The organism is Blastococcus sp. SYSU DS0973 (assembly GCF_054051055.1).
The window spans coordinates 113,670-138,310 of the sequence record NZ_JBJHAN010000008.1 but is presented as its reverse complement, the minus strand read 5'-3'; the positions used below and the strand labels follow the sequence as shown (position 1 = coordinate 138,310).

Genomic DNA, 24,641 nt, shown 5'->3' with positions numbered 1-24,641 from the left:
CGCGTCAGCGACCGCTCACCTCGTATCCGGCTTCCTCGACGGCGGCGCGGACGGCCGTCTCGTCGACCGGCTGCTCGCTGGTGACGGTCAGACCGCCGGTGGGCAGGTCGACGTCGACGCCGGTCACGCCCGGCACCTGGGAGACCTCCTCGGTCACCGCGTTGACGCAGTGGCCGCAGGTCATGCCGACGACGGTGTAGCTGGCGGTGGTACTCACGGGGAATTCCTCTCGGCTGTGCGGACGGTCAGGAGCGGACGAGCCGGGCGATGGCCTCGGTGGCCTCGCGCACCTTCTCCTCGGCCTCGCGGCCACCGGCCCGGGCGGCGTCGACGACGCAGTGGCTCAGGTGCTCCTCGAGCAGCCCGAGGGAGACCGCCTGCAGCGCCTTCGTCATGGCCGAGACCTGGGTGAGGATGTCGATGCAGTACTTCTCGTCCTCCACCATGCGCTGCAGGCCGCGGGCCTGCCCCTCGATCCGCCGGAGGCGCTTGAGGTAGTCGTCCTTGCGGTGGATGTAGCCGTGCGCGTGGTCGTGGGCGTCGCAACCGCTGTCGGTGGTGTCCACGTCGTCCCTCCTGTCGGCGCCGCGGGTGTGGCGCCGACGCCAACCATACCCCCCTAGGGTTTGCCGTCAAGTCCGCCGACGTGGTCGCGGAGCCGGGCGACGTCCGCGCGCGCGGACGCGAGCTCGTCCTGCAGTCCGACGATGACCTCGGCCGACGCGACCGGATGGCCGTCGTCGAGGAGCTCCCGCATCCGCGCGGCCAGCACCAGTTGCTGCCGCGAGTACCGGCGGTGGCCGCCGGGGGAGCGGTGTGGCCGGAGGATGCCGGAGCTGTCGAGGCTGCGGAGGAAGGCGGCCTGGACACCGAGCAGCTCCGCGGCCTGGCTCATCGTCAGCGCCGGGTACTCCGGATCGTCGAGCCGGCTCAGCGGGTCCGCGGGGTCGGGCGTCATCGCTGACCTTCCTGTCGTGGCGCCGTCGCAGGCGCCGGACGGCGCAGGGGCCGGGCCCTAGGCGGGCCCGGCCCCTGCGTGCTGCCGGTCGGCGGCGGTCAGCTCTCGACCGCCTGGTGCTCGCCCTCGATGGTCCGCCCCTCGACGGCTGCCGGGGTGTCGGCCCGCGTCACGTTGATCTTGCGGGCCTTGGCCTTCTCGGCGACGGGGATGCTGATGGACAGCACGCCGTCGTGGTAGCTGGCCTCCAGCCGGTCGGTGTCGAGGCTGCGGCCGAGCACCAGCTGGCGGGTGTAGCTGCCGAACGGCCGCTCGGCGATCGTCCACTCCGCGTTCTCCAACTGGGGGACCGAGCGCTCGGCGGTGACGGTGAGGGTGTTGCCCTCGATCGACAGGTCGATCGAGCCCGGGTCGACGCCCGGCAGGTCGAAGTGGGCGACGAAGTTGTCGCCGACCCGGTAGGCGTCCATCGGCATGCCCGAGAGCGGCCGCGCGGTGGCGGCGCCGGGGCGGCCGGTGAGCTGGTCCAGCGCCCGGAAGGCGGCGGACGTGGCGGCGAACGGGTCGTAAGCGGTCAGCATCATGGCTGGAACCTCCTTGACGGTGGATCGTGTGTTCGCTGCCCGAGGTAGAACCTCTAGTGGCAACCAGAGATTACCTCGGTCTTGCACACTGGTAAACGTCTCGGGCCGCACAATGTTCCCGGCGGATCCTGCCGGCAGTTCCGCCGTCCCGTGCGTGAACCGGGGCCGCGCGGGGCAGGACGGACCCGTGGAGGAGACGACCAGCGCCACGCCGCAGCCCGCCCACCAGGATGCCCCGGCCGCCGAGCCCTCCGTCTCGCACACGGTGGCGGGGGAGACGGCCCGGCTGACCGTCGGCGGCGAGCTGACCGAGGCCGCCCGCCGCCCGCTCGTGCGTTGCGTGACCGACCTGCTGCTCACCGAGCACTCGCTGCGCCGGGTCGAGCTGGACCTCCGCGAGGTCCCGTTCATGAACTCCGCCGGGCTGGCCGTGCTCGTGCAACTGCAGAAGCTCGGGGTGCCGCGGGCCATCGAGACGGTGCTGGTCGACCCGCCGGCGTCGGTGGCCCGCCCGCTGCAGCTCACCGGGCTCTGGCACCGGTTCACCATCGTCGACGCCGGCGGGCGGGTGTCGGCCGAGGCGACTCCGGACGGCGGGCCCCGGTCGCGGGGGACCGAGCACTCCTGACCGGTGTCGGGTGCTGCCCGCACAGGTCCGGGCTCCTAGCCTGACCGGGTGTCGTCGCCCCACTCCCACAGCCACGCCCACGACCCGGACGCGCCGCCGCCCACGGCGGAGGCGCTCGGGCGCCGGCGGCGGGCCGTGTGGCTCATGCTGCTGCTGCTGGTGCCCGTCGGCCTGGCCACGGTGATCGGCCTGCTCGTCCTCTGGCCCGGAGGGGAGCCGACGCGGGCGGAGCAGGCGGCCGAGCAGGCCCTGCCCCCGGGGACCACCTATCCCGATGGCCGGGTCGCCTCCCTGGAGCCGGTCGACTGCGGCACGCCGGACCTGCCCGCCACCTGCGGTGACGCCGTGGTCGAGGTCCTCGGCGGCGAGGGCGACGGCGACTTCGTCCAGATCCAGCTGGACCCCGTGGTCATGGCCAACGGGGTCGAGCAGGGCGACGTGCTGGTCCTCACCCGGGACGCCGGCGCCGAGGGCGGGGCGGCGTACGCCTTCTACGACTTCGCGCGGGACACGCCCATCGTCGTCCTGGCCCTGGCGTTCGCGCTGGTCGTCGGGCTCGTCGCGCGACTGCGGGGGCTGGCTGCGCTGCTGGGGCTCGCGTTCGCCTTCTTCGTGCTGCTCCGGTTCCTGCTGCCGGGGCTGCTCGGTGAGGGGTCACCGGTGCTGGTCACCCTGGTCGGGTCGGCCGCGATCATGTTCGTCGTCCTCTACCTGGCGCACGGCTTCTCGGCCCGGACGACGACGGCGCTGGTCGGCACGCTGTTCGGCCTGACGTTGGTCGCGGTGATGGGCTCCCTCGCCGTCGCCACGGCCCGGCTGACCGGCGTGACCAGCGAGGAGACGGTGACGCTGCAGGGCTACGACCCGACGCTGGACTTCTCGGGCCTGGTGCTCGCGGGGATCGTCGTCGCGGGGCTCGGCGTGCTCAACGACGTGACCATCACCCAGGCGTCGGCGATCTGGCAGCTGCACGAGGTCGACCCCTCGATGAGCTGGCGGGAGCTGTACCGGCGGGGCATGGCGGTGGGCCGCGACCACATCGCCTCGACCGTCTACACCATCGTCTTCGCCTACGCGGGTGCCGCGCTGCCGCTCCTGCTGCTGATCGAGGTCTACGCGCAGCCGATCTGGACGACGATCACCTCCGTGGCGCTGGCCGAGGAGGTCATCCGCACGTTCGTCGGCGCCATCGCCCTGGTCCTCGCCGTGCCGGTGACGACTGCCGCCGGCGCCTTCTTCGCGAAGGCCGCCGACGCGCAGGGCGGCACCGGCACCGAGCGGGGGCTGACCGCGCTGCGGGCTAGGTTCTCCGGATGACGATCGACCGACCCCGTCCCGAGGCTCGGGCCGAGCGTGCGAGGCGGAAGGAGGACGGGGTCCTTCCGCTGCTCGCCGCCGCCTCGGCCGCCCCGGGCTTCATGCCCGACGACGAGGGTCGCGCCCTGTACGAGGCCGCGCGCGCCGTCGCCGTCCCCGGGCCGTTGCTCGAGGTGGGCAGCTGGATGGGGAAGTCCGCGCTCTACCTGGCCGCCGCCGGGCGCGAGACCGGCCGGCAGGTGGTCACCGTCGACCACCACCGCGGATCGGAGGAGCACCAGCCGGGCTGGGAGTACCACGACCCGTCGCTGGTCGACCCCGCCGTCGGCCGGATCGACACGCTGCCGCGGTTCCGCCGCACCATCGCCGAGGCCGGCGCCGAGGACGTCGTGATCGCCGTGGTCACCCGCTCCGAGACGCTCGCGCCGCTGTGGACGAGCCCGCTCGCGCTGCTCTTCCTCGACGGCAGCCACACCGAGGAGTCCGCGCGCCGCGACCAGGACGCGTGGGTCACGAAGTTGGCCGTCCACGGCACGCTGGCGATCCACGACGTCTTCCCCGACCCGGCCGACGGCGGGCAGGCCCCCTACGGCGTCTACACGCGGGTGCTGGAGTCCGGGGACTTCACCGAGCTCCCGGGCACCGGCTCGCTGCGGCTGCTGCGCCGTGACCGCTGATTCGCTGGGTGCCGAGCGCGCGGCGGCCCTGACCCAGATCGAGGCTTTGACCCGCGAGTTCGATGCGATCGTGGCGGCGTCGCAGGCGTCCAATGCCGACGACGAGCACGACCCGGAGGGCGCGACGATCGCGTTCGAGCGCCAGCAGCTCGCCGCGCTGCTGGCGCAGGCGCGACGGCGACTGGCCGACGTGGACGCCGCCGTGACGGCCGTGGAAGCCGGCACCTACGGCCGGTGCGAGAGCTGCGGGCGGCCCATCGCACCCGAGCGCCTCGCCGCCCGGCCGACCGCCCGCACCTGCATGACCTGCGCCCGGTGAGCTGCCCCCGGCCGGCCGGGCGCTTCAGCTGACGTACTTGCGCGCGGTCGAGCTCCGCTGGGCGTCCTCCAGGGCGGTGAACCGGGCCTCGGCGTGCGGAGGGAGCACCCGCCGCTCGCGCAGCACCCAGGGGAGCCCGCGCACCGCCTGGGCCAGGCCCCGGGCGGTCACCCGGTCCCGCGGCACGGTGCGCAGCAGGTGCATGGTTCGCCGCAGCGCCGGGCGGAGCGGACGGCGCAGCCACGTCGTCCACAAGGTGTTCCGGATGCCGTCGGCGCGCCGCTTGTGCGGGTCGCGGGCGGTGCTCGCCTGGTGGTGGACGGTCAGGGTCGGCAGATAGCAGAGCTCCCACCCGCGGGCGGCCAGGTCGCCGGCCATCAGCTCCTCCTCGCCGCCCAGCCACAGCCGCTCGGAGAAGCCGCCGACCTCCTCGAAGGCCTCACGGCGGAGCACGGACGCGCCGGCCAGGAACGACCCGAGGGCCGGACCGGGCAGCCAGTCGGCGCCGCGGACGGGGGAGTCGCGCAGCTCGGCGACGATCGGGTCCTCGGTGCCGCCCGGCTCCACGAGGATCCTGGCGGTGACCACGGCCAGGCGGGGGTGCTCGTCGAGGGTGTCGGCGGCGGTGCGCAGGGACCCCGGGTCCCACCACGTGTCGTCGTCGCAGAACGCCACGTACGGGGTGCCGAGCCGGGCGACGCCGACGTTGCGGCCCACCGCGCCCAGATTCTCGGGGCTGGCGATCAGCTCGACCTGCGGGAACCGCTCGCGCACGGCGTCGGCTGTCCCGTCGCTGGACCCGTTGTCCACGACGACCACGTGCGGCCGCTCGGGCAGCGCCACGAGCCGCTCCAGGGCGAGCAGCAGCTCGTCCCGGCGCTGGTGGGTGATGACGACGACGGCGACCCGGGGGTCGGGACCCTGGTGCGGGGACCCGCCGGCGACCGACGCGCCGTCGGGGGCAGAAGTGTCGTTCCTCATGCCCGCTCACCGGCCAGCAGCCGCAGCCCGCTGCGCACCCGGTCCGGCAGGGGTCGCCGTCGGTGCAGCGCCGCGGGGATGTCGGGCAGGGCGCGGAGGACGCCTTCCACGCCGGGCCGGCCGGCCCGCACGGCGCGCCCCACCGTGCGGGCGACGTCACCGGCCGGCAGCCGCATGAGCGCGGTCAGCAGCCGGCTGCGCCAGATGCCCGCCTGCCGCCGTCCCGGGGCCTCCCGCCGCGTCGACGGGTGGTGGTGGACGGTCACCTGGTCGACGTAGGCCAGCCCCCAGCCGGCCGCGGCCAGGTCCAGGGCCACCCGCTCCTCCTCGCCGGGGAACCGCACCACCGGGTCGAAGCCGCCGACCGCCTCGAACGCCTCGGTGCGCACCAGTGCGGCACAGGCGACGAAGCCCAGCAGAGCGGGCCCGGGCAGGTCTGCCGGGGTGCCCAGGGGGCTGTCGGCCATCTCCGCGCAGACCGGATCCAGCCGCTCCTCGGGCCCGACGAGGATCCGGGCATTGATCAGCGCCAGCCGCGGGTGGGCCCGCATGATCTCGACGGCCCGGGCGAGGTCGCCCGGCGCCCACCAGGAGTCGTCGTCGGCGAACGCGAGGAACGGAGTGCCGGCCTGCGCGGCGCCGAGCGTGCGTCCGTGCGCGCCCTCGTTGGTGTCCAGCGGCAGCACGGTCACCTCGGGGTGGGCCACGCGCACGGACGCGACGGTGTCGTCGGTGGAGGCGTTGTCGACCAGCAGCACCGGCGCCTCGTGGCGGGGCAGCGTGGCGAGCAGGTCGTCGCGGCGGTTGCGGCTGGCGACGACCACGGTGACGTCGGGCGCGGGGGAACGGGGCTGGCCGGCGCTGCGCGGAACGGTCACGGGATCCCCGTGCCCGCGCCTCCGGCCAGCCAATCGGTCGCCGACGTGGAATCCACCGTTCCGGCGGCGGGGAGCGCGCCCGGATCGGCGAACAGCTCGCTCGCCGGTGAGGCCCCGGAGAGCGCGTCGACGGCCAGCAGCACCGCGGCCGCCGTCCAGGTGGTGCGCTCGACCGGCCACCGGGCGTCGTCGGGGTAGACGAAGCCGGTCCAGTAGGAGCCGTCGACGTCCCGCAGGTGCTGCATCGCCGCGACCTGTTCCAACGCGGCGTCGCGCTGCCCGGCGGCGACCAGCGCCAGCGCCAGCTCGCACGTCTCCGCGCCGGTGACCCAGGGCCGGTCGGCCACGCAGCGGATGCCCAGCCCCGGCACGACGAACCGGTGCCAGTCGTCGGCCAGCCGGTCGCGGGCGTCCTCGCCGATCACCGCTCCGCCCAGGACCGGGTAGTACCAGTCCATCGAGTACCTGGACCGGTCGGCGAAGGCGTCCGGCCGGCGGCGCAGCGCGGTGCCCAGGTCGGCGACGGCCAGCTCCCAGTCCGGCTGGGCCTCGCCCACCAGGCCGGCCAGCGCCAGCCCGCAGCGCAGCGCCTGGAACAGGCTCGCGTTGCCGGTCAGCAGGGCCAGGTCATCGGGCGTGCCGTCCGGGCGCAGCGCCCAGCCGATCGCCCCGCCGGGCAGCTGCATGCGGGTGACCAGGTCCAGCGCCGCGCGCACGGTCGGCCACAGCTCCTCGACGAGCGCGCCGTCCCCGGTGGTCAGCCAGGAATGCCACACGCCGACGGCGAGGTAGCCGGCGTGGTTGCTCTCCGCGGCCGGGGCCGACTCGGCGCCCGACCGGTACTCGGCGGCCCAGCTGCCGTCGCGGCGCTGCCGGGCGGCCAGCCATCGGTAGGCCGCGGTCGCCCGGGCATGCTCGCCGCCCACGTCCAGCGCCATCGCCGCCTCGACCGAGTCCCACGGGTCGAGTTGGCCGGCGCGGAACCAGGGCAGCGCACCGTCGCGGCTCTGCTCCCCGGCGATCCAGGCCACCGTCTGCCGCACCTGGTCGGCGCGGAGCACCCCGGGCAGCTCCGGCAGCCACCCGCCGCGCCGCTCAGCCGGCGGCAGCGGACCGCTCCCGGTCGGACCGCCCGGCCCCCGTCCACCACGTGCGCGCGGCCGGTGCACCCGGCTCGGCGGGCTTGTCGGCGTAGACGACGAGGCTCTTGCCGATCAGCGGGTCGAGCACCCGCTCGGCCGCGCGGGTCAACCACGGACGCCGGGTGAGGTCCCAGACCAGCAGCCGGTGGTAGGCCCGGACCAGCCGGGAGTCCTTCGCCACGCCGACGGCGCACTTGAGCCACCAGTAGGGCGCGTGCAGGGCGTGGGCGTGGTGGCTGGCACCGGGCACCAGCCCGGCGGTGGCCAGCCGGGCGCGCAGCACGTCGCCGCGGTAGATCCGGATGTGGCCGCCTTCGTTGGCGTGGTACTCGTCCGACAGCGCCCAGCAGACCCGCTCCGGCCCGTAGCGGGGAACGGTGACGGCGACCCGGCCGCCGGGCTTGAGCACACGGAAGATCTCCGCCATCGCCGTGGCGTCGTCGGGGATGTGCTCGAGCACCTCCGAGGCCATCACCCGGTCCACGCTCGCGTCGGGGAAGGGCAGGTGCAGCAGGTCGCCGCGCACCACCTCGTAGCGGGCACCCCCGCCGTCGCCCGCCCGCCCGGCCTCGCCGGCCTCGGCGATCGCGCCGAGCCAGCGCTTCGTCGTCTCGACCTCGGACACGCCCCAGTCGACGGCGACGACCTCGGCGCCGCGGCGGTAGGCCTCGAAGGCGTGCCGGCCCTCGCCGCACCCCAGGTCCAGGACGGTCATCCCCGGCCGCAGGTCGAGACGGTCGTAGTCGACGGTCAGCACTGCGCGCTCCCCTTGCGGTCGGCGGTCCGGCGGTCCAGGGTCTCGGCGTACCAGTCGGCGGTGCGCTCGGCCGTGGCCCGCCAGGTGTAGGTGTCGAGCACCCGCCGACGGCCGGCGCGGCCCAGCTGCTCGGCCAGCGACGGCGAGTCGAGGACCAGCAGCAGCGCCGCGGTGAGCTCTCCGACGTCCCCGGCGCGGACCCGCAGCCCCGCCTCGGTGCCGACCACCTCGGGCAGGGCGCCGGCGTCGGTGGTGACCAGGGGCGTCGCGCAGGCCATCGCCTCGACGGCGGGCAGCGAGAACCCTTCGTAGAGCGAGGGGATGGCCACGACCGTCGCCGTCTGCAGGAGACGGATCAGCTCCGCCTCGGGCACGGAGCCGGTGAACCGCACGGCGTCGTGCAGGGCGAGCCGGTCCAGCGCGGCCTCCGCGGGGCCGCCGGCCCGGGCGGAGCCGACGACGGTGAGCCGGACCGGCCGCTCGGTGCGGAGCTTCGCCACCGCCTCGAGCAGGTGCAACAGCCCCTTGAGCGGGACGTCGGCGCTGGTGATGGCGAGGATCGAGTCGGCGTCGCGCGCCTGCCCGGCCGGCGGTGGGGTGAAGCGGTGGGGGTCGATGCCGACCGGGATGACCGCCATGCGGTCGGGTGCCAGGCCCATGTGCGCGGCGATGTCGCGCCGGGAGCTCTCCGAGACGGTGGTGACCCCGTCGAGCTGCCGCACGACCCGGGCCTGCATGCCGGTGAAGGCGTACCAGCGCCGCAGCGTCAGCCGCCGGCGCAGCGTCGGGGCGGCGGCCAGCTCCAGGTCCCGGTCGATGGCGACCGGGTGGTGGACCGTCGCCACGGTCGGCACCCCGGCGCGCACCAGCCGCAGGAGCCCGTAGCCCAGCGACTGGTTGTCGTGCACCACGTCGAACTCGTCGCGGCGCGGGAGCAGGTGCCGCGCGCCCCGCAGCGTGAAGGTCAGTGGCTCGGGGAAACCGGCGGTGCACATGGTCGCCCACTCGGCGGCGTCCACCCAGTCCCGGATCTCCGAGGGTCGCGGGGTGCGGAACGGATCGGGCTCCCGGTACAGGTCGAGGCCGGGCAGCCGGGTGAGCGGCACGCCGTCGTCGAGCTCCGGGTAGGGCTGCCCGCTGAGCACCTCGACGCGGTGCCCGAGTTGGGTCAGCTCCCGGGAGAGCGCCCGGACGTAGACGCCTTGGCCGCCGCTGTGCGGCTTGCTCCGGTAGGACAGCAGTGCGATGCGCAGCGACCGTCCCATGGAACGGACTCTAACGACCCGGTTCGGGCTCCCGGCTACCAGTCGGTAGCGGTGCCACCCGGCCGTCCGGGCGGTGCAGCTGGGACAGCTCCCCCATGATCCGTCACGTCGTGGTTCTCACCTGGTCCCCGTTCGCCGACGCGGAGCGGCGGGCCGCCACCGTGGAGGCGCTGCGCGGTCTGCGGCGCGAGGTCGGGGGCATGACGTCGCTGACCGTCGCGGACGACGCCGGTCTGGTCGACGGGAACGCCGACACCGTTCTCGTCGCCGACTTCCCGGACGTCGAGGCCTTCTACCGCTACGCGCAGGACCCGGCGCACCTGGCGGTCATCGCCGAGCACGTGCGGCCGATCCTGGCCGCCCGCAGCGCCGTCCAGTTCCGGGTCTGAGGAGTCGGCGCGGGCTCCGGCTGGGTTCGTCGGCATGTCCTCCGCGTACCGCGTCGCCGGCCGGCAGCGTCTCCGCGGCGTGCTCCTGGCCGGTCCGGCCACCGTCCTGGTCGTCGGCTGCGGGAGGCGGCGACGCCTCCGACCGGGCGGCCGCCGCGTCCTCGTCGGCGGCTGCGTCGTCCTCGGCCGAGGAGACGGAGGAGCCCGACCTGCCGGCGGCGTCCACAGCCCGTGCACGCGTCCACAGGTCGCGCCGAGCCGTTCCCCGGGGGAGTGCGCATCGCCAGGCTCCCGGGCATGGACGCTTCCCCGCACGGCCGCTCCGACCGCCCAGAGGTCCGCATCTCCGACCCCGGCGAGGTGGCCGCCGCGCTGCCGCACCTGCTCGGTTTCCACCCCAGCGAGTCGGTGGTCCTGATCGGGCTGGGCGGGCCGTCCGGGGGGCGGGTCGGGCTCACCGTCCGGGGGGACGTCCCCCCGGCCGGGGACGGCGCCGCGACGGCACGGCTGCTGGCCTGCAGCCTGCGCACCGACGACCCGGCCGCCGCACTGGTCGTCGTGGTCTCCGAGGTCGCCGACGAGTTGGACGACGAGCTGGACGAGGGGCCGGCGCCGGGTGCCGGCCTGCCGCACCGGTCGCTGGTGCACGAACTGGTCCTCGCGCTGGCCGCCGTCGACGTCCCGGTGCGGGACGTGCTGCTGGTGCGCCGTGGCCGCTGGTGGTCCTACGACTGCCCGCATCCGTGCTGTGCCCCCTCGGCAGGCACGCCACTGCCGGGCGGGGTGAGCGTCCTGGCGGCGGCCTCGGTGAGGACCGGGCAGGTGGTGGCCGCCGACCGGCGGGCCCTAGGGGCGCGTCTCACCGCGCCGCCCGGAGCCGTCGCCGGCGTGCGTCGCGCCTGCGCCCGCGTCGCGGCCGGCTCCCAGCAGGTGGTGGAGGCGCCGGCCGCCGCGTCGGTCGCGTCGGACGCCGTCGTGCGGCGGGCGGTGGCGCGGTCCCGGCCCGGGGCACCGACGGGCGCCGGTCCGCTGGACGACGACGAGCTGGCCGGGCTCCTGCGGATCCTGCAGGACGTCGGGGTGCGAGACCGCGCCCTCCAGCTGGCGCTGGGGGAGGATGCCGTGGCGGCGGAGCTGCTGTGGACCGACTGCACGCGGCGGGCGCCGGCCCCGCTCGACGCGGCGCCGGCCACCCTGCTGGCGGTGAGCGCCTGGCTGCGCGGTGACGGCGCCCTGGCCAACGTCGCCCTGGACCGGGCGCTCCGCAGCGATCCCGGCTACTCCCTGGCCCGGCTGCTGAGCCAGGCGCTGGCCGCCTGCCTCCCCCCGGCAGAGCTGCGCACGCTCATCGTCCGGGCGGGCGCACCCGGCCTGCCGCGGGCCCGCCCGGCGTGACCGGCCGCGGCGGCCGGTCACGAGGGCGCGGGTCACAGCAGCTCGGGGCGCCGCCACTCCTGGTCCAGCACGTGCTCGGCGAGGAACGCCAGCACGGTCTCGTACCAGATCTTGCTGTTCCCCGGGGTCAGCACCCAGTGGTTCTCGTCCGGGAAGTACAGGAACTTCGAAGGCACCCCCCGCTTCTGCAACCCGTACCAGAGCGCGAGCGCCTCCCCGATCGGCACCCGGTAGTCCTTGTCACCGTGGATCACCAGCATCGGCGTGCGGATCGCGTCCACGTACCGGTGCGGCGAGTTCTGCTCGTACCGCCGCGGCTCGGTGACGGGGTCCCCCCACTCCTTCTCCCAGTAGTAGGCCGCGTCGGTGGTGCCGGTGAACACCTCGAGGTTCCAGAGACTGGCGTGGGTGACGATCGCCTTGAACCGGTCGGTCTGGGTGGCCACCCAGTTGGCCATGTAGCCGCCGAACGAACCGCCCATCGCCGCGGTGCGGGTGGCGTCGATGTCCGGGCGCTGCTCCGCGGCGTCCACCGCGGCCATGAGGTCGGTGTAGGGCGCGCCGCCCCACTGGCCCCAGCCTCGGCGCACGAAGTCCAGGCCGAACCCCTGGGACAGCGCCGGGTTGGGCAGGAGCACCGCGTAGCCCTGCGCGGCCAGCACCCACGGGCACCAGCGCCAGGACCACGAGTTCCAGCTCATCAGGGGGCCGCCGTGGATCCACAGCACCAGCGGCGCCGGGGCGTCTGCGGACGCGCCCTCGGGCAGCACCAGCCACGACTGCACGCGGGCGCCGTCGGCCGCGGTCGCGTCGACCTCGTGGAGGGAACCGGGCAGCCGGTCGACGGTCGCCGGATTGGGCAGCGGCTCCGGGTCCTGCCCCGGTGCCGCAGGGTCCAGCCGGACCGGCACGGGTGGGGAGCCGTAGGACGAGCGGAGTGCGTAGAGGGCGCTGCCGTCGCGGGCCACCCGCAGGTCGCTGTAGGCGCCGTCCCCGGTCAGCCGGACGGGCTCCCCGCCGTCCAGCGGCACCCGGAACAACGCGTGCCGACCATCCTCGTCGGCGAGGAAGTACACCGCGGCGCCGTCGGCGGAGAACTGCGGTGCGCTGGGCCAGCGGTCGAAGTCCGGGGTCAGCTCGCGGGCCGTGCCGTCGGCGACCTCGACCAGCAGCAGGGTGTAGTCCGGCGGCTCGGCGTAGGACGACATCGCCTCGCGCACGCAGACCAGGCGGGCACCGTCCGGGGAGAACGCCGCGGAGTGGATATCGGCCAGCGGGTCGTCGACGAGCACTCGCGTCCCGCCGGAGCCGGTGTCGGTGAGCACCAGGCGGGTGCGCCGGCCGGCCGGGCCGTCGGGCATTTCCTCGGCGCGGGCCAGCACCGAACCGTCGGGGGAGAGGGCGATCTCGTCGCCGGCGCCGTTCGGCGGCAGGGCGTCAGGGGTCAGGTCGCGCAGCTCGACCGGCGCCCCGCCGGCCGGCTCCTCCTCGGCGGGCAGCCGGCCAGCCCAGAACACGTGCGGGGCCGCCGGTCCCAGGTCGTGGTCCCAGTACCGCACCGGATAGGCCTCGTGCAGGATCGCCGACACCCCGGCGTCGGCCCGCTGCTTGCGCAGCTCCTCCTCGGCCGCGGCGTCCGAGCCGCCCGGCATCGTGCCGGCGACGACCACCACGTCCCCGCTGTCGGCCGCCACGAGGAAGGAGCTGACGCCACCGGGGCGCCCGAGCACCGGCCGGGCCTCCCCGCCACCGGCGGGCAGGCTCCACAACGCCGGCGTCGGCTCCGCCCCCGGGGCCGTGCCGGGGTCCGGCCGGGCCGAGGTGAACAGCAGCGAGCCGTCGGGCGCCCAGGCGGGGGAGGACTCCCCGGGCGCGCTCCGGGTCAGCCGGTGGGCGGGTCGCCGGCCCTGCGGGTCGAGCTCCCAAAGCGCCGACTGCCACTTCTTCCGCTCGGGGTCGAGCGTGTGCAGCGAGACGGCCAGCCGCGTCCCGTCGGGCGACAGCGCCAGGCCGCCGATCCGGGGCAGCGCCACGAAGTCCGCCAGGCGGTGGAAGGGCGTGGGCGCGGCCTCGGCGGAGGAGTCGGACGGGGCAGCAGCGGAGGAGCTCACCGGGCCTTCTCTCGCGGTGGGAGCGGGGACCGGCCCCACCGTAACGAGGGCGGTGCACCGACGGCGCCGGGAGCAGACCCCGGACCGACCCGGGGGACGAGGGCTCCCCGACCCGGAGGCGGTTCAGCAGGACCCACCGGGCCGGGGCAGCAGCTCCGCGGCGAAGACGTCGGCCGCACGGGGCCCTGCGGGGGACACGGTGCGCGCCCGTCCGGCGACGCGCTAGAGGAGTGGGGCGGCCTCGAGGGGGGTGAGCTCCTCGTCGACCGCGCTCACGAACATGTGCTGGGCCACGCCGACCGGCAGCACGTAGCCGTCCAGGCTCACCGAGCCCTCCACCAGCTGCGCGGTCATCGTCACGCCCGGGCGGACACCGTGCTCGGCCAGCGCACGCAGCAGTTCGGCGTTCTCCTGCAGCTGCTCGCTGATCCGGCGGACGACGATCGGCCGCCCCTCGGCGGTGGCCGTCGTGGACAGCAGGGTGAGCGCGTCCAGCACCGCGGCGGTCCCGCCCCCGAGCGGCTCGTCGCCGCGCAGCGCCTCCAGGCCCGGGATGGGGTTGCCGAACGGGGACACCGTCGGGTTGCCCAGCAGCGACAGCAGGCGGCGCTCGACCGCCTCGCTCATCACGTGCTCCCAGCGGCATGCCTCCTCGTGGACGTCGGCGTAGTCCAGGCCGATGACGTCGACGAGCAGGCACTCGGCCAGCCGGTGCTTCCGCATCACCGCGGTGGCCAGCTGGCGGCCCTCCTCGGACAGCTGCAGGTGCCGGTCGCCCTCCACGCTGAGCAGGCCGTCGCGCTCCATCCGGGCGACCGTCTGGCTGACCGTCGGACCGCTCTGGTGGAGGCGCTCGGCGATGCGGGCCCGGAGCGGGACGATGCCCTCTTCCTCCAGCTCGAAGATCGTCCGGAGGTACATCTCGGTGGTGTCGATGAGGTCGTTCACAGGTACTCCTCCGTGTCGGCGGCCAGTCTACGGGGACGGAGGGCCGCGACCGGCCCACCTGCGGGGTGGTCTCGGCGACGCACCGGCCTGCGCCGGACCCGGTAGCGTCCGGCGCAGGCAGGCGCGCCCGGCAGGGCCGGGCGCGGCGAGGGGAGAGGTCCGTGAGCGACTCGGTCGCCGTCGTCTGGGACGACGCGCTGCTCGGCTACACGATGGGCGGTGATCACCCGCTGCACCCGGTCCGGCTCGACCTCACCATGCGCCTGGCCGACGGCCTCGGACTGCTGGGCCCCGACCGGCTGCAGGTCCTGAAACCCGTACCGGCTGACGAGGAGCTGCTGACCCTCGTCCACGACCCGGTGTACCTGGAGGCGGTGCGCCAGGCGCCGGGGAACCCGGACGTGGGCCACGGGCTGGGCACGGCGGACAACCCGATCTTCCCCGGGATGTACGACGCCGCGGCGCTCATCACCGGCGGCAGCGTGCTCGCGGCCCAGCAGGTGCACAGCGGCGCCGCGCAGCACGCGGTCAACATCTCCGGCGGGCTGCACCACGCGATGCGCGGGAACGCCTCGGGCTTCTGCGTGTTCAACGACGCCGCGGTCGCGATCGCATGGCTGCTCGGGCAGGGGTACGAGCGGATCGCCTACGTCGATCTCGACGTCCACCACGGCGACGGCGTGCAGGCCGCCTTCTACGACGACCCCCGGGTGCTCACCGTCAGCATTCACCAGACGCCGCTGACCCTGTTCCCGGGAACGGGCTACCCGGAGGAGACCGGCGACCCCGACAAGGCCCTGGGCAGCGCGGTGAACCTCGCCCTGCCCAACGGCACGGACGACTCCTCCTGGCTGCGCGCTTTCACCGCCGTCGTGCCCAGCGTCCTCAGGGCCTTCCAGCCGCAGATCATCGTGACCCAGTGCGGCTGCGACGCCCACCACGAGGACCCCCTCGCCGACCTCGCGCTCACCGTCGACGGGCAGCGCGCCAGCTACAAGGCCATGCACGAGCTGGCCCACCAGATCTGCGACGGCCGCTGGATCGCCCTGGGCGGCGGTGGCTACGGCCTGGTGCGCTGCGTGCCGCGCGCGTGGACCCACCTGATCGCCGAGGTCAGCGGCGCCACGCTGGATCCGGCGACCGAGATCCCCCAGTCGTGGCGCGACGACGTCGTCCGCCGCGGGCTGCGGGCGCGGCCGCCCACCCACATGACCGAGGGTGGCTACACCGGCTTCTCCCGCTGGGACAGCTTCACCGAGTCCCGCGTCGACCGGGCCATCATGCGCACCCGGCGGGCCAGCTTCCCCTACTTCGGCCTCGACCCGGACGACCCGCGTGACTGAGCCGACCGGCGCCGAGTCGCAGGAGAACCCGGCCCCGCCGCCGGGCTGGGAGGCCGACATCGTCGCCGCCGACGGCGGCACGGTGCACCTGCGGCCGATCTGCCCGGACGACGCGGAGGGCCTCAACGGCCTGATGGACCGCAGCAGCGACCAGACGCGCTACTACCGGTTCTTCGGGCCGATGAGGCGGCTCTCCGACCGCGACCTGCACCGGTTCACCCACGTCGACCACGACCACCGCGTGGCCTTCGTGGTGCTGCTGGGCGACCAGATCATCGCCGTGGGCCGCTACGACCGGTATCCCGGCACCGACGACGCCGAGGTCGCCTTCCTCGTCGAAGACGCCCACCAGGGCCGGGGCCTCGGGTCGGTGCTGCTCGAGCACCTGGCCGCCGCCGGCCGAGAGCGGGGGATCAAGCGGTTCGTCGCCGAGGTCCTCGCCCAGAACAGCAAGATGGTCCGCGTCTTCCGCGACGCGGGCTACAAGGCCGAGCGCAGCTACGAGGACGGCGTCGTCCACCTGACGTTTCCCATCGAGCAGACCGAGGACGCCCTCGCCGTCGCCTACGAGCGGGAGCAGCGCAGCGAGTCCCGGTCGATCGGCCGGTTGCTCACGCCGTCGTCCGTGGCGGTGGTCGGCGCGAGCAACGACGACGGCAAGATCGGCAACGCGGTGCTGCGGCACCTGCTCGACTACGGCTTCGCGGGCCCGGTCTACCCGGTGAACCCCGGAGCGCGCCACGTGCGCGCCGTCCCCGCCTACGCCGACATCGAGTCCATCCCCGACGACGTGGACCTGGCGGTCCTCGCCGTCCCCGCCGACGAGGTCGCCGGGGTGGTGGAGGCCTGCCGCCGGAAGCGGGTACGCGGACTGGTCGTCATCTCCGGGGGGTTCGGCGAGGCAGGTCCGGAGGGGCGCGCCGCCGAGCGGCAGCTGGTCGCCGCGGCCCGGGCCTCGGGCATGCGGGTCGTCGGCCCCAACTGCCTGGGCGTGGTCAACACCGCCCCGGAGGTGCGGTTGAACGCCAGCCTGGCGCCGATGGTGCCCGGTCGCGGGCGGGTGGGGTTCTTCGCCCAGTCGGGGGCGCTCGGCGTCGCGCTGCTGGAGCGGGCGCGCAGCCGGGGCATCGGCCTGTCGACGTTCGTCTCCGCCGGCAACCGCGCCGACGTCAGCGGCAACGACCTCCTGCAGTACTGGGCCACCGATCCCGGCACCGAGGTGGTGCTACTGCACCTGGAGAGCTTCGGCAACCCGCGCAAGTTCGCCCGGCTGGCGCGCACCGTCGGGCGCACGAAGCCGGTGGTCGCGGTCAAGAGCGGCCGGCACGTCGGGGTGACCCCGGGCCTGGCCGGCACCTCGGTGGCCGTCCCCGAGCAGTCGGTGGCGGCGCTGTTCGCCTCGGCCGGCGTCATCCGGGTCGAGACCGTCGCCCAGCTCTTCGACGTCGGCTCCCTGCTGGCCCACCAGCCCCTGCCGGCCGGCGACCGGGTGGCGGTCGTGGGCAACTCCACCGCCATCGGGGTGCTCGTCGCCGACGCCGTCCTCGAGGAGGGCATGCAGCTCGCGCACGAGGCGCCGGTCGACATCGGGGTCCAGGGCACGCCCGACGAGTTCCGGGCGGCGCTGCAGGCGGCGGTGGACGACGACGGCGTCGACGCCGTCGTCGCGGTCTTCCTCCCCCCGCTGATGGCCGGTTCGCACGAGTACGGGCCCGCGCTGCGCGAGGTGTCGACGGGTTCGGACAAGCCGATCGTCGCCAGCTTCCTCTCCACCGAGGGCATCCCGCCCGAGCTCGCCGTCTGCGACGAGCACGGGATGCCGCTGCGCGGGTCGGTGCCCTCCTACAGCACGCCCGAGCGGGCGGTGATCGCTCTGGCGAAGGCGAGCGAGTACGCGCGCTGGCGCCGTCGCCCGGTCGGTGAGCTGCCGGAGCTGCCCGACGTGGACGAGGCCGCCGCCGGGCGGATCGTGCACGAGGCGCTCGCCGAGGCGCCGGGCGGCCGCGAGCTCAGTGACGACGAGCTGATGGGCCTGCTCGCCGCCTACGGCGTGCCGCTGCTGGGCACCCGCAGGGTCACCGACACCGAGTCGGCGGTCGCCGCGGCCGAGGCGATCGGCTACCCGGTGGTGCTCAAGTCGACCGCTCCGTGGCTGCGGCACCGGTCGGACCTGGGCGGCGTGCGGCTGGACCTGGCCGACGCCGAGGCGGTGCGCACCGCCTTCGCGGCCATCCCGTCCGGTGACCCGGTCATCGTGCAGGAGATGGCGGCGCCGGGCGTGGCCACCGTCGTGGAGATCGTCGACGATCCGTCGTTCGGCGCGCTGGTCAGCTTCGGCCTCGGGGGAGTGGCCACCGACCTGCTCGGCGACCGGGCCTTCCGCACGCTGCCGCTGACCGATCTGGACGCCGCCGAGCTGGTGCGGGCACCGCGCGCCTTTCCGCTGCTGAACGGCTACCGGGGCTCCGAGCCGGTCGACCTCGCCGCGCTGGAGCACCTGCTGCTGCGCGTGGCCCGGCTGGCCGACGACCTGCCCGAGGTGCTGCGGCTGACGCTGGAACCGGTCATCGTCGGCCCGGCCAACCCGTGGCACGGCGGCCGCTCGCTGGTCGTCGCCGGCGGGGCCGCGCTGGTCGGGCCGCCGACGGCCCGCGTCGACCCCGGCCCGCGGCGCATGCGCTCCCCGGTCTAGCTCAACAGCGGAGGGCCGGTCACCCGCAGGTGACCGGCCCTCCGTACTGCTGTCGGCCTCAGGCGAGGTAGTCGCGCAGGGCGTCGGCGCGCTGCGGATCACGCAGCTTGGCCATCGTCTCGCGCTCGATCTGCCGAACCCGCTCGCGGGAGAGACCGAACTGCTTGCCGATCTGCTCCAGGGTGCGCGGCTGGCCGCCGTCGAGGCCGAACCGCAGCACGACCACGTCGCGCTCCCGGTCCTCCAGCGTGGAGAGGACGGTGCGGACGTCGCCCTTCATCATCTGGAATGCGACGGCGTCCTCGGCGACCGCGGCGTCGGCGTCCTCGATGAAGTCACCGAGCCGGGACTCCTCGTCGGTGCCCACGGTCTGGTCCAGGCTGACCAGGTCGCGGCTGTACTCGAGCAGTTCGGTGATCCGCTCCTCGGACAGGTCCAGCTCCAGACCCAGCTCCTCGGCGGTCGGCTCGCGCTCGAGCTCCTGGTGCATCCGCCGGCGGGTGCGCACCACCTTGTTGACCTGCTCGGCCAGGTGGACGGGCAGCCGGATGGTGCGCCCGGAGTCGGCCATGGCCCGGGTGATGGCCTGCCGGATCCACCAGGTGGCGTAGGTCGAGAACTTGAAGCCCTTGGTGTAGTCGAACTTCTCGACCGCACGGATCAGGCCGACGTTGCCCTCCTGGATCAGGTCCAGGAACGTCATGCCGTGGCCGGTGTAGCGCTTGGCCACGGAGACGACGAGCCGGAGGTTGGCCTCCAGCAGGTGCGCCTTGGCGGCCTTGCCGTCGGTCGCCAGGATCTTGTAGTCGCGCTTGCGGGCCGGCGTGAGGCCGTCCTGCTCGGCGAGCAGTCGCTCGGCGTAAAGACCGGCCTCGATCCGCTTGGCCAGCTCCACCTCCTGCTCCGCGGTCAGCAGAGCGGTCTTGCCGATGGTGTTGAGGTAGACGCGCACGAGGTCGGTGGAGACCAGGCCGCTCGTGTCGGGCTCCCGTCGGGGGGCGCGCACGTCCAAGGTGTCGGTGGGGGAGGAGTGCAGCAGCGTCACGATGGGTCTTCGTCCTTGCCTTCGATTCGGATGCGCTCGCCGGGCGTCGGTGTGCGGCGGGGTCATCCAGGCGTGGAGCGGGGCCACGGCTACGGGGTCACCGGCCGGTCCCGCTCTTCTCTGTCCGGTGTGGTACGCCCTGCACAACGGCCGCTGAGGGGTCCGGTGTTCCGCGAAGCCACCGTTCACAGCAAACCGGCAGGTAGTGCTTTCGGTCACCCCGGGATACCCGGGGCCCGAACTCCCAGTCATGTCATTTGCGCGACGGGCGCCCGCCGGTCAGGTCTCCAGCAGGAGGGTCATCGGGCCCTCGTTGACCGACGACACCCGCATGCTCGCGCCGAAGACCCCCGTCGCCACGCTGGCGCTGCGTCGGCGCAGTTCCGCCACCACCTCCTCGACCAGCGGCTCGGCCAGCTCGCCGGGGGCGGCGTCCTGCCACGACGGTCGGCGGCCCTTGCGCGTGTCGGCGTAGAGGGTGAACTGGCTCACGACCAGCACCGGCAGGCCCAGGTCGGCCGCGGAGACCGCTCCCGCGTCTCCGGGAAAGATGCGCAGCCCGTGGATCTTGCGCGCCAGCGCCACCGCTCGGTCGGCGTCGTCCTGCCGCCCCACTCCGACCAGTGACAGCAATCCGTGGCCGATCTCGCCGACGACGTCACCATCAATCGTTACAGCGGCTGCACTGACCCGGCTCACCACGGCACGCACCAGGCCATTGTCGGCCACCGACCGCCGGGCTGCCCGGGCCCGACTGCTGCGGCAGCCGCCGGGACGCTCGGTCACAGCGGGTGCGCAGCCGGCCGACCGTGGCGGTCCCCGGCCACCGAGCCCACCGCACCCGGGGTGTACATCGTCGGGCTGTCGAATCCGCTGAAGGTCTCCTGCTGCAGATCGACATCGATGCCCGCGCGGCCGCGGCGGCGTCCGCCGGCGGGCAGCGCCGTCTGCCCACGCGGGTAGGCATCCGAGGCCGCCGGCGTGGCCTCAGCGTCGACGCCGGGCCCGCATGCGTTGAGCTGCCACGGCCAGCCGCTCGAGACGACCGCCCCGCGGAGGTGCAGCGCCGATCTGCCGCGCTACCTCGGTGGTGTCGAAGTACAGGCGTAGGGACCTGACCCGCCCCTGCTCCAACTGCAGATACGACATCCCCTCGAGGCACAGGCGTACTCCGGTCGGGGCGAAGCCCGGCGGCTCGATCGGCCTCTCGTGCGTGCCGACGAAACGCCACTGGTAGCCGAGTGCGCTCCGGTCGGCGGTGGCGAACGGCACACCGACGACGTCGACGCGGCCGTCCGGGAACGGGGCGTACTGCGCCTTGGCTCGTGCCAGCACGGCTGTCCTGCCGATGGCTGGTTCGGACTCGAGAGGGTCGACGAGCGTCACGTCTTCGTGCAGCATCGCCTCGAACGCCGGCCAGTCCCCCCGGTTACCCGCACCGGTCCACTCGCGGAAGAACTGCTCCGCGAAGCGATCGGCATCGCTTGCGATGCGCTCCTGGGTTCCGTCCCCCATGTGCCGGAGAGTATGTCGGAAGTCCGTGGAGGAACAGTGGAGTCCGTGCGGCCGGATGGGTGTGGCGGCCTGTCGCTGCCTGGTCCGCCGTCGGCCTGGCCGCACTGCTGATGGGGTGCGGACGCAGCGGGAGGGTCGGGCAGCCCTCGAGAGGATCTGAGCAGCGCAGGGCGCCGACCAGGACGCCCGTGGGCGCCGGGTGCTGCTCCGGTGGGAGGAGCAGGAGGAGCACCGTGCAGCTCGACGAGCGATTCCGGTGGCGGGGCCGGACGGTTGCGTGGACCCGGAACGGGTCGGGCCCGGCGGTGGTGTTCTGCCACGGGACGCCGTGGTCGTCCGTGCTGTGGGCGCCCTTCGCGAAGGCGCTGAGCAGGAACCTCACCGTGTACCTGTGGGACATGCCCGGGTACGGGCTCTCCTCGAAGGACCCGGCCCACGCCGTGGACCTGGGGACCCAGGCGGAGTTGTTCGCCGCCCTCCTCGCGGAGTGGGACCTCGAGGAACCGCACGTGGTGGCGCACGACTTCGGTGGCGCGGTGGCGCTCGGTGGCCACCTGCTCCACGCCCGGCAGTACGCCTCGCTGTTCCTGGTGGACGTGGTCGCGCTCAGCCCCTGGGGATCGCCGTTCTTCGCCCTGGTCAGGGAGAACGCCGAGGTGTTCTCGCGGCTACCCCGGGCCGTGCACGAGGGGGCGCTGCGCGCCTACATGGAGACCGCCAGCTACCGGGGCCTGTCCGAGGAGCGACTCAGCGAGCTCATCGCGCCGTGGCTGACGAGCGACGGCCAGCCTGCCTTCTACCGGCAGATCGCTCAGGCCGACGAGCGGTTCACCGACGAGCTCCGCCCGCTGCTGGGCCACGTCGGGGCGCCGGTGCACATCGTCTGGGGAACCGAGGACGGCTGGATCCCCGTCGATCGGGCGGCAGCGCTGCACCGTGCGATCCCCGGCGCGACGTTGCGGCTCGTCGAGGATGCGGGCCACCTCCTCCACCTCGACCAACCGGTGGCCCTGGCCGACGAACTGCGGGCATGGCTGGATGCTCGTGTCGTCGCCCCTTGACCGACCCGCGCAGCGCAGCAACTGACGCCGCCGCTGGTCATCGTCGGCCGGCGCACGGGCAGTCCCGGGGATGGCAGGAGGCGGATCGAACGGCACGGGTAAATCGATTGTTCTCGGTCGGTCCCGGGATGACGATGGCCCGGTGATCGTGCGTCGTGAGTTGCCCCGGGACCGCGAGGCGGTGCGTGCCGTCCATGCTGCGGCCTTCGCGCTGCCCAGCGGTGGCGTTCCGGGAGAGGCACACCTCGTGGACGCTCTCCGCGAGGACGGCGATGTCGTTCCCGGTCTCTCGCTGGTCGCCGAGCTCGGCGGCGAGGTGGTGGGCCACGTCCTCTGCAGCAGAGGCGACATCGAGGGCCGTCCTGCGCTGGGCCTCGGTCCCCTGGGCGTCGTGCCCGCCCGGCAGCGACGCGGCGTCGGACAGGCCCTGATGCACGGGGTGCTCGCCGCCGCGGACGCGCTGGTCGAGCCGTGCGTGGCCCTGCTCGGCGACGTGGGCTACTACGGAGGCTTCGGGTTCCTGCCGGCCCACCAGGTAGGTGTCCGTCCTCCCGACCCGGGATGGGGCGCGCACTTCCAGATCCGCCGGCTGACCGCCTGGACCGACGACGTCGCGGGCCAGTTCCACTACGCCCCCGCCTTCGACCGCCTGTAGCGCTGCCGAGGTGCCCGGCCTGCCGGAACGTGACCTCCGCGGCGGATGGTCGCGGCCGGACCGCTGTGCGACACCATCGTCGCGTGCCCACGATCCGCATCGCCAAGGACGACCTGCTCTCCCGCGACCCGCTGGCGCTGCTGATCGGGATGCTGCTCGACCAGCACATGCGTCGACGAAGCAGCTGAAGAAGTCGACTCCAGTTCGACCCGCCGGGACGAGAGGGGCCGGTTCTGACCGCGACTTCCGCGCGGAGCGGCCGCGGCGCGAGAGTCACTCGCTACCCGCGTGGCCCCCGGAAGGGCGGCAGCCGACGCGCCCGGTGACCCATGACGGGGTGGAGTTCCCGCTCCGTGCCGTATGGGCAGGGGAGGCGCTGGCGACCTTGCGGTGGTAGCGCCGGGATTGCGGATCTGGTCGGTTCCTGGGGCGAGTCCGCGGAGCAGCCCCAGGAACCGTGATCCATGTCAGGCGACGAGCTTGGCGGTCACCTCGGCGAGGCGGCGGCCCTGGTAGCGGGCCGCGGCCAGCTCGGCCTGGTTGGCGGTCGCCGCCTGGCCGCCCGAGGCGTTGGAGATGCCGTAGGGGTTCCCGCCGGCCTCGAGCAGCAGGGGGTCGGTGTAGCCGGGCGGCACGATGACCGCCCCGAAGTGGGAGAACACGTTGAACAGTGTCAGGATCGTCGACTCCTGGCCGCCGTGGACGTTCTGCGCGCTGGTGAAGGCGGTGGCGCCCTTGTTGGCCAGCTTCCCGGTGAACCAGAGCCCACCGAGGGTGTCGATGAACTGCTTCATCTGGGCTGCGGGGGTGCCGAATCGGGTCGGCGTGCCCAGGGCGTAGCCGTCGGCCCACTCGAGGTCCGCCGGCGTGGCCACCTCGACCTGATCGGCGGTGGTGTCCACGTGGGCGCGCCACAGCGGGTTGGAGTCGATGGCCTCCTCGGGAGCCAGCTCGGGAACTCGGCGCAGGCGGACCTCGGCCCCGGCTTCACGGGCGCCGTCAGCAACAGCGGCGGCGAGCTGGTGGACGTTCCCGGTCGACGAGTAGTAGACGACAGCGATGTTGGGCACGGTTCTCCTGTAGCGGGTGGGTTCGGACATGGCGGACCACACAGTCGGCGCATCTCATTGAATGCTCAACTACTGTTGGACGCTACCGCGCGCCGCCTCGTTATGCATGTCGGGAAGTGGCGCCCGGCGCCCAGGATGCGGACGGCGTGGTGGTGGCCGGAGTAGAGCGAAGCCGGAAGTCAGCGCTCGTTCACAAGGCCTGGAACGAGATCTCTGGCAGGCGCATCGTCCACTGGCGGGACCATACGGCCCGCGGTGCTCGGTGGTGATTGCGACGGGATCGCTCTACGGCACCATCTCGGTGTGCCGAACCTCCGCATCGCCCAAGAGGACGCCGCCGACGAGCTGCTGAGCCGCGACCCGCTCGCCCTACTTCTTGGCATGCTGCTGGACCAGCAGTTCCCGATGGAGCGGGCGTTCGGTGCTCCGCGGCTGCTGGCCGACCGGCTCGGGGTGCGGACGCTGTCGGCCGGGCAGCTGGCCGACATGGACCCCGAGGAGCTGGTCCGCGTCTTCCGGGGGCCGCCCGCCCTCCACCGCTACCCCGGTTCGATGGCCGGCCGCGCGCAGGAGGTGTGCCGCGCGCTGGTGGAGCGGTACGACGGGCGCGCCGACGGGCTGTGGGCCGACGTCCCGGACGGTGCCGCGCTGCTGAAGCGCCTCAACGGGCTGCCGGGCTTCGGGGCGCAGAAGTCGAAGATCTTCCTCGCGCTCCTCGGCAAGCAGTACGGCGTCACCCCGCCGGGCTGGCGCGAGGCCGCCGGCGACTACGGCGCCGAGGGCTCCCGGCGCTCGGTCGCCGACATCACCGGTCCCGGGTCGCTGGCCGAGGTGCGGGCCGTCAAGCAGGAGCAGAAGCAGGCCGCGAAGGCGGCGAAGCAGACGCCGGGGAGCTGATGCCGGGGCACCTG

General features: G+C 74.1%; 26 protein-coding genes. 11 read left to right on the top strand and 15 right to left on the bottom strand.

Annotation, left to right across the window (positions count from 1 at the left end; genetic code table 11):
- Positions 1 to 4: 4 nt before the first annotated feature.
- The 4 genes from ACI791_RS14455 to ACI791_RS14440 all read right to left on the bottom strand — a co-directional run bounded on the left by ACI791_RS14455 (position 5) and on the right by ACI791_RS14440 (position 1,542).
- Entirely contained in the window at positions 5 to 217 is a 213-nt protein-coding gene (locus tag ACI791_RS14455) for a heavy-metal-associated domain-containing protein (RefSeq protein ID WP_347057303.1), read from the bottom strand.
- Positions 218 to 245: 28 nt separating this feature from the next.
- On the bottom strand, positions 246 to 566 hold the full coding sequence (locus ACI791_RS14450) for a metal-sensitive transcriptional regulator (RefSeq protein ID WP_456586665.1): 321 nt from the start codon (positions 564 to 566) through the stop codon (positions 246 to 248).
- Positions 567 to 619: 53 nt separating this feature from the next.
- Positions 620 to 958, bottom strand: coding sequence for a MerR family transcriptional regulator (locus tag ACI791_RS14445; RefSeq protein WP_456586664.1), 339 nt, complete (start codon positions 956 to 958; stop codon positions 620 to 622).
- Positions 959 to 1,056: 98 nt separating this feature from the next.
- On the bottom strand, positions 1,057 to 1,542 hold the full coding sequence (locus tag ACI791_RS14440; protein ID WP_347057301.1) for an Hsp20/alpha crystallin family protein: 486 nt from the start codon (positions 1,540 to 1,542) through the stop codon (positions 1,057 to 1,059).
- A gap of 187 nt (positions 1,543 to 1,729) precedes the next feature.
- Between ACI791_RS14440 and ACI791_RS14435 the strand changes: the two genes are divergently transcribed.
- The 4 genes from ACI791_RS14435 to ACI791_RS14420 are packed head-to-tail and all read left to right on the top strand — an operon-like array spanning position 1,730 to position 4,483.
- Positions 1,730 to 2,170, top strand: coding sequence for an STAS domain-containing protein (locus ACI791_RS14435; RefSeq protein ID WP_347057300.1), 441 nt, complete (start codon positions 1,730 to 1,732; stop codon positions 2,168 to 2,170).
- A gap of 48 nt (positions 2,171 to 2,218) precedes the next feature.
- Positions 2,219 to 3,487 (top strand): YibE/F family protein, encoded by a 1,269-nt coding sequence (locus tag ACI791_RS14430; protein WP_456586663.1) that lies wholly within the window; start codon positions 2,219 to 2,221, stop codon positions 3,485 to 3,487.
- Positions 3,484 to 4,164, top strand: coding sequence for a class I SAM-dependent methyltransferase (locus ACI791_RS14425; protein ID WP_347057298.1), 681 nt, complete (start codon positions 3,484 to 3,486; stop codon positions 4,162 to 4,164). Before ACI791_RS14430 ends, ACI791_RS14425 begins: the two co-directional genes overlap by 4 nt.
- Positions 4,154 to 4,483: a TraR/DksA family transcriptional regulator gene (locus ACI791_RS14420; RefSeq protein WP_456586662.1), complete on the top strand. Its 330-nt coding sequence runs from the start codon at positions 4,154 to 4,156 to the stop codon at positions 4,481 to 4,483. Before ACI791_RS14425 ends, ACI791_RS14420 begins: the two co-directional genes overlap by 11 nt.
- Before the next feature lie 24 nt (positions 4,484 to 4,507).
- On the opposite strand, the gene ACI791_RS14415 is transcribed toward ACI791_RS14420, so the two are convergent.
- Genes ACI791_RS14415 through ACI791_RS14395 form a run of 5 tightly spaced genes read right to left on the bottom strand, consistent with a single transcriptional unit; the run spans position 4,508 to position 9,506 of the window.
- On the bottom strand, positions 4,508 to 5,464 hold the full coding sequence (locus ACI791_RS14415; RefSeq protein WP_456586661.1) for a glycosyltransferase family 2 protein: 957 nt from the start codon (positions 5,462 to 5,464) through the stop codon (positions 4,508 to 4,510).
- Positions 5,461 to 6,342: a glycosyltransferase family 2 protein gene (locus tag ACI791_RS14410; RefSeq protein ID WP_456586660.1), complete on the bottom strand. Its 882-nt coding sequence runs from the start codon at positions 6,340 to 6,342 to the stop codon at positions 5,461 to 5,463. Before ACI791_RS14410 ends, ACI791_RS14415 begins: the two co-directional genes overlap by 4 nt.
- A complete protein-coding gene (locus ACI791_RS14405; RefSeq protein WP_456586659.1) occupies positions 6,339 to 7,403 on the bottom strand; it encodes a prenyltransferase in 1,065 nt (354 codons plus the stop codon). The genes ACI791_RS14410 and ACI791_RS14405 overlap by 4 nt, the downstream gene beginning before the upstream one ends.
- 34 nt (positions 7,404 to 7,437) lie before the next feature.
- Entirely contained in the window at positions 7,438 to 8,241 is an 804-nt protein-coding gene (locus tag ACI791_RS14400; RefSeq protein ID WP_456586658.1) for a class I SAM-dependent methyltransferase, read from the bottom strand.
- On the bottom strand, positions 8,235 to 9,506 hold the full coding sequence (locus ACI791_RS14395; RefSeq protein ID WP_456586657.1) for a glycosyltransferase family 4 protein: 1,272 nt from the start codon (positions 9,504 to 9,506) through the stop codon (positions 8,235 to 8,237). Before ACI791_RS14395 ends, ACI791_RS14400 begins: the two co-directional genes overlap by 7 nt.
- Positions 9,507 to 9,601: 95 nt before the next feature.
- On the opposite strand from ACI791_RS14395, the gene ACI791_RS14390 reads away from it, so the two are divergent.
- Together ACI791_RS14390 and ACI791_RS14385 are read left to right on the top strand one after the other, a co-directional pair.
- Positions 9,602 to 9,895 carry a Dabb family protein gene (locus ACI791_RS14390; RefSeq protein ID WP_456586656.1) on the top strand — a complete coding sequence of 98 codons (294 nt, stop codon included), beginning with the start codon at positions 9,602 to 9,604 and terminating at the stop codon, positions 9,893 to 9,895.
- 297 nt (positions 9,896 to 10,192) lie between these two features.
- Positions 10,193 to 11,290: a DUF4192 domain-containing protein gene (locus ACI791_RS14385; RefSeq protein ID WP_456586655.1), complete on the top strand. Its 1,098-nt coding sequence runs from the start codon at positions 10,193 to 10,195 to the stop codon at positions 11,288 to 11,290.
- Between the two features lie 32 nt (positions 11,291 to 11,322).
- On the opposite strand, the gene ACI791_RS14380 is transcribed toward ACI791_RS14385, so the two are convergent.
- Positions 11,323 to 13,401, bottom strand: coding sequence for a S9 family peptidase (locus ACI791_RS14380; RefSeq protein ID WP_456586654.1), 2,079 nt, complete (start codon positions 13,399 to 13,401; stop codon positions 11,323 to 11,325).
- A 222-nt stretch (positions 13,402 to 13,623) separates the two neighbouring features.
- Entirely contained in the window at positions 13,624 to 14,349 is a 726-nt protein-coding gene (locus ACI791_RS14375; protein WP_347057282.1) for a metal-dependent transcriptional regulator, read from the bottom strand.
- Between the two features lie 161 nt (positions 14,350 to 14,510).
- On the opposite strand from ACI791_RS14375, the gene ACI791_RS14370 reads away from it, so the two are divergent.
- Positions 14,511 to 15,692 (top strand): acetoin utilization protein AcuC, encoded by a 1,182-nt coding sequence (locus tag ACI791_RS14370; protein WP_456586653.1) that lies wholly within the window; start codon positions 14,511 to 14,513, stop codon positions 15,690 to 15,692.
- Entirely contained in the window at positions 15,685 to 18,384 is a 2,700-nt protein-coding gene (locus ACI791_RS14365) for a bifunctional acetate--CoA ligase family protein/GNAT family N-acetyltransferase (protein WP_456586652.1), read from the top strand. The genes ACI791_RS14370 and ACI791_RS14365 overlap by 8 nt, the downstream gene beginning before the upstream one ends.
- A gap of 58 nt (positions 18,385 to 18,442) precedes the next feature.
- Here ACI791_RS14365 and sigB read toward each other — a convergent pair whose 3' ends face one another.
- The 3 genes from sigB to ACI791_RS14350 form a co-directional block, all read right to left on the bottom strand.
- Entirely contained in the window at positions 18,443 to 19,429 is a 987-nt protein-coding gene (gene sigB, locus ACI791_RS14360; RefSeq protein WP_347057279.1) for an RNA polymerase sigma factor SigB, read from the bottom strand.
- Positions 19,430 to 19,708: 279 nt separating this feature from the next.
- Positions 19,709 to 20,140 (bottom strand): D-aminoacyl-tRNA deacylase, encoded by a 432-nt coding sequence (dtd, locus tag ACI791_RS14355; RefSeq protein WP_456586651.1) that lies wholly within the window; start codon positions 20,138 to 20,140, stop codon positions 19,709 to 19,711.
- A 276-nt stretch (positions 20,141 to 20,416) separates the two neighbouring features.
- Entirely contained in the window at positions 20,417 to 20,944 is a 528-nt protein-coding gene (locus ACI791_RS14350) for an ester cyclase (RefSeq protein ID WP_456586650.1), read from the bottom strand.
- A gap of 233 nt (positions 20,945 to 21,177) precedes the next feature.
- Here ACI791_RS14350 and ACI791_RS14345 point away from each other — a divergent pair, with 233 nt between their 5' ends.
- Positions 21,178 to 22,005: an alpha/beta fold hydrolase gene (locus ACI791_RS14345; RefSeq protein WP_456586649.1), complete on the top strand. Its 828-nt coding sequence runs from the start codon at positions 21,178 to 21,180 to the stop codon at positions 22,003 to 22,005.
- A 142-nt stretch (positions 22,006 to 22,147) separates the two neighbouring features.
- A complete protein-coding gene (locus ACI791_RS14340; RefSeq protein ID WP_456586648.1) occupies positions 22,148 to 22,660 on the top strand; it encodes a GNAT family N-acetyltransferase in 513 nt (170 codons plus the stop codon).
- Between the two features lie 467 nt (positions 22,661 to 23,127).
- On the opposite strand, the gene wrbA is transcribed toward ACI791_RS14340, so the two are convergent.
- Positions 23,128 to 23,730 (bottom strand): NAD(P)H:quinone oxidoreductase, encoded by a 603-nt coding sequence (gene wrbA / locus ACI791_RS14335; protein ID WP_456586647.1) that lies wholly within the window; start codon positions 23,728 to 23,730, stop codon positions 23,128 to 23,130.
- A gap of 303 nt (positions 23,731 to 24,033) precedes the next feature.
- Between wrbA and ACI791_RS14330 the strand changes: the two genes are divergently transcribed.
- The gene (locus tag ACI791_RS14330) at positions 24,034 to 24,627 is read left to right on the top strand and encodes an HhH-GPD-type base excision DNA repair protein (protein ID WP_456586646.1); all 594 of its coding nucleotides are present in this window, start codon (positions 24,034 to 24,036) and stop codon (positions 24,625 to 24,627) included.
- Positions 24,628 to 24,641 lie beyond the last annotated feature (14 nt).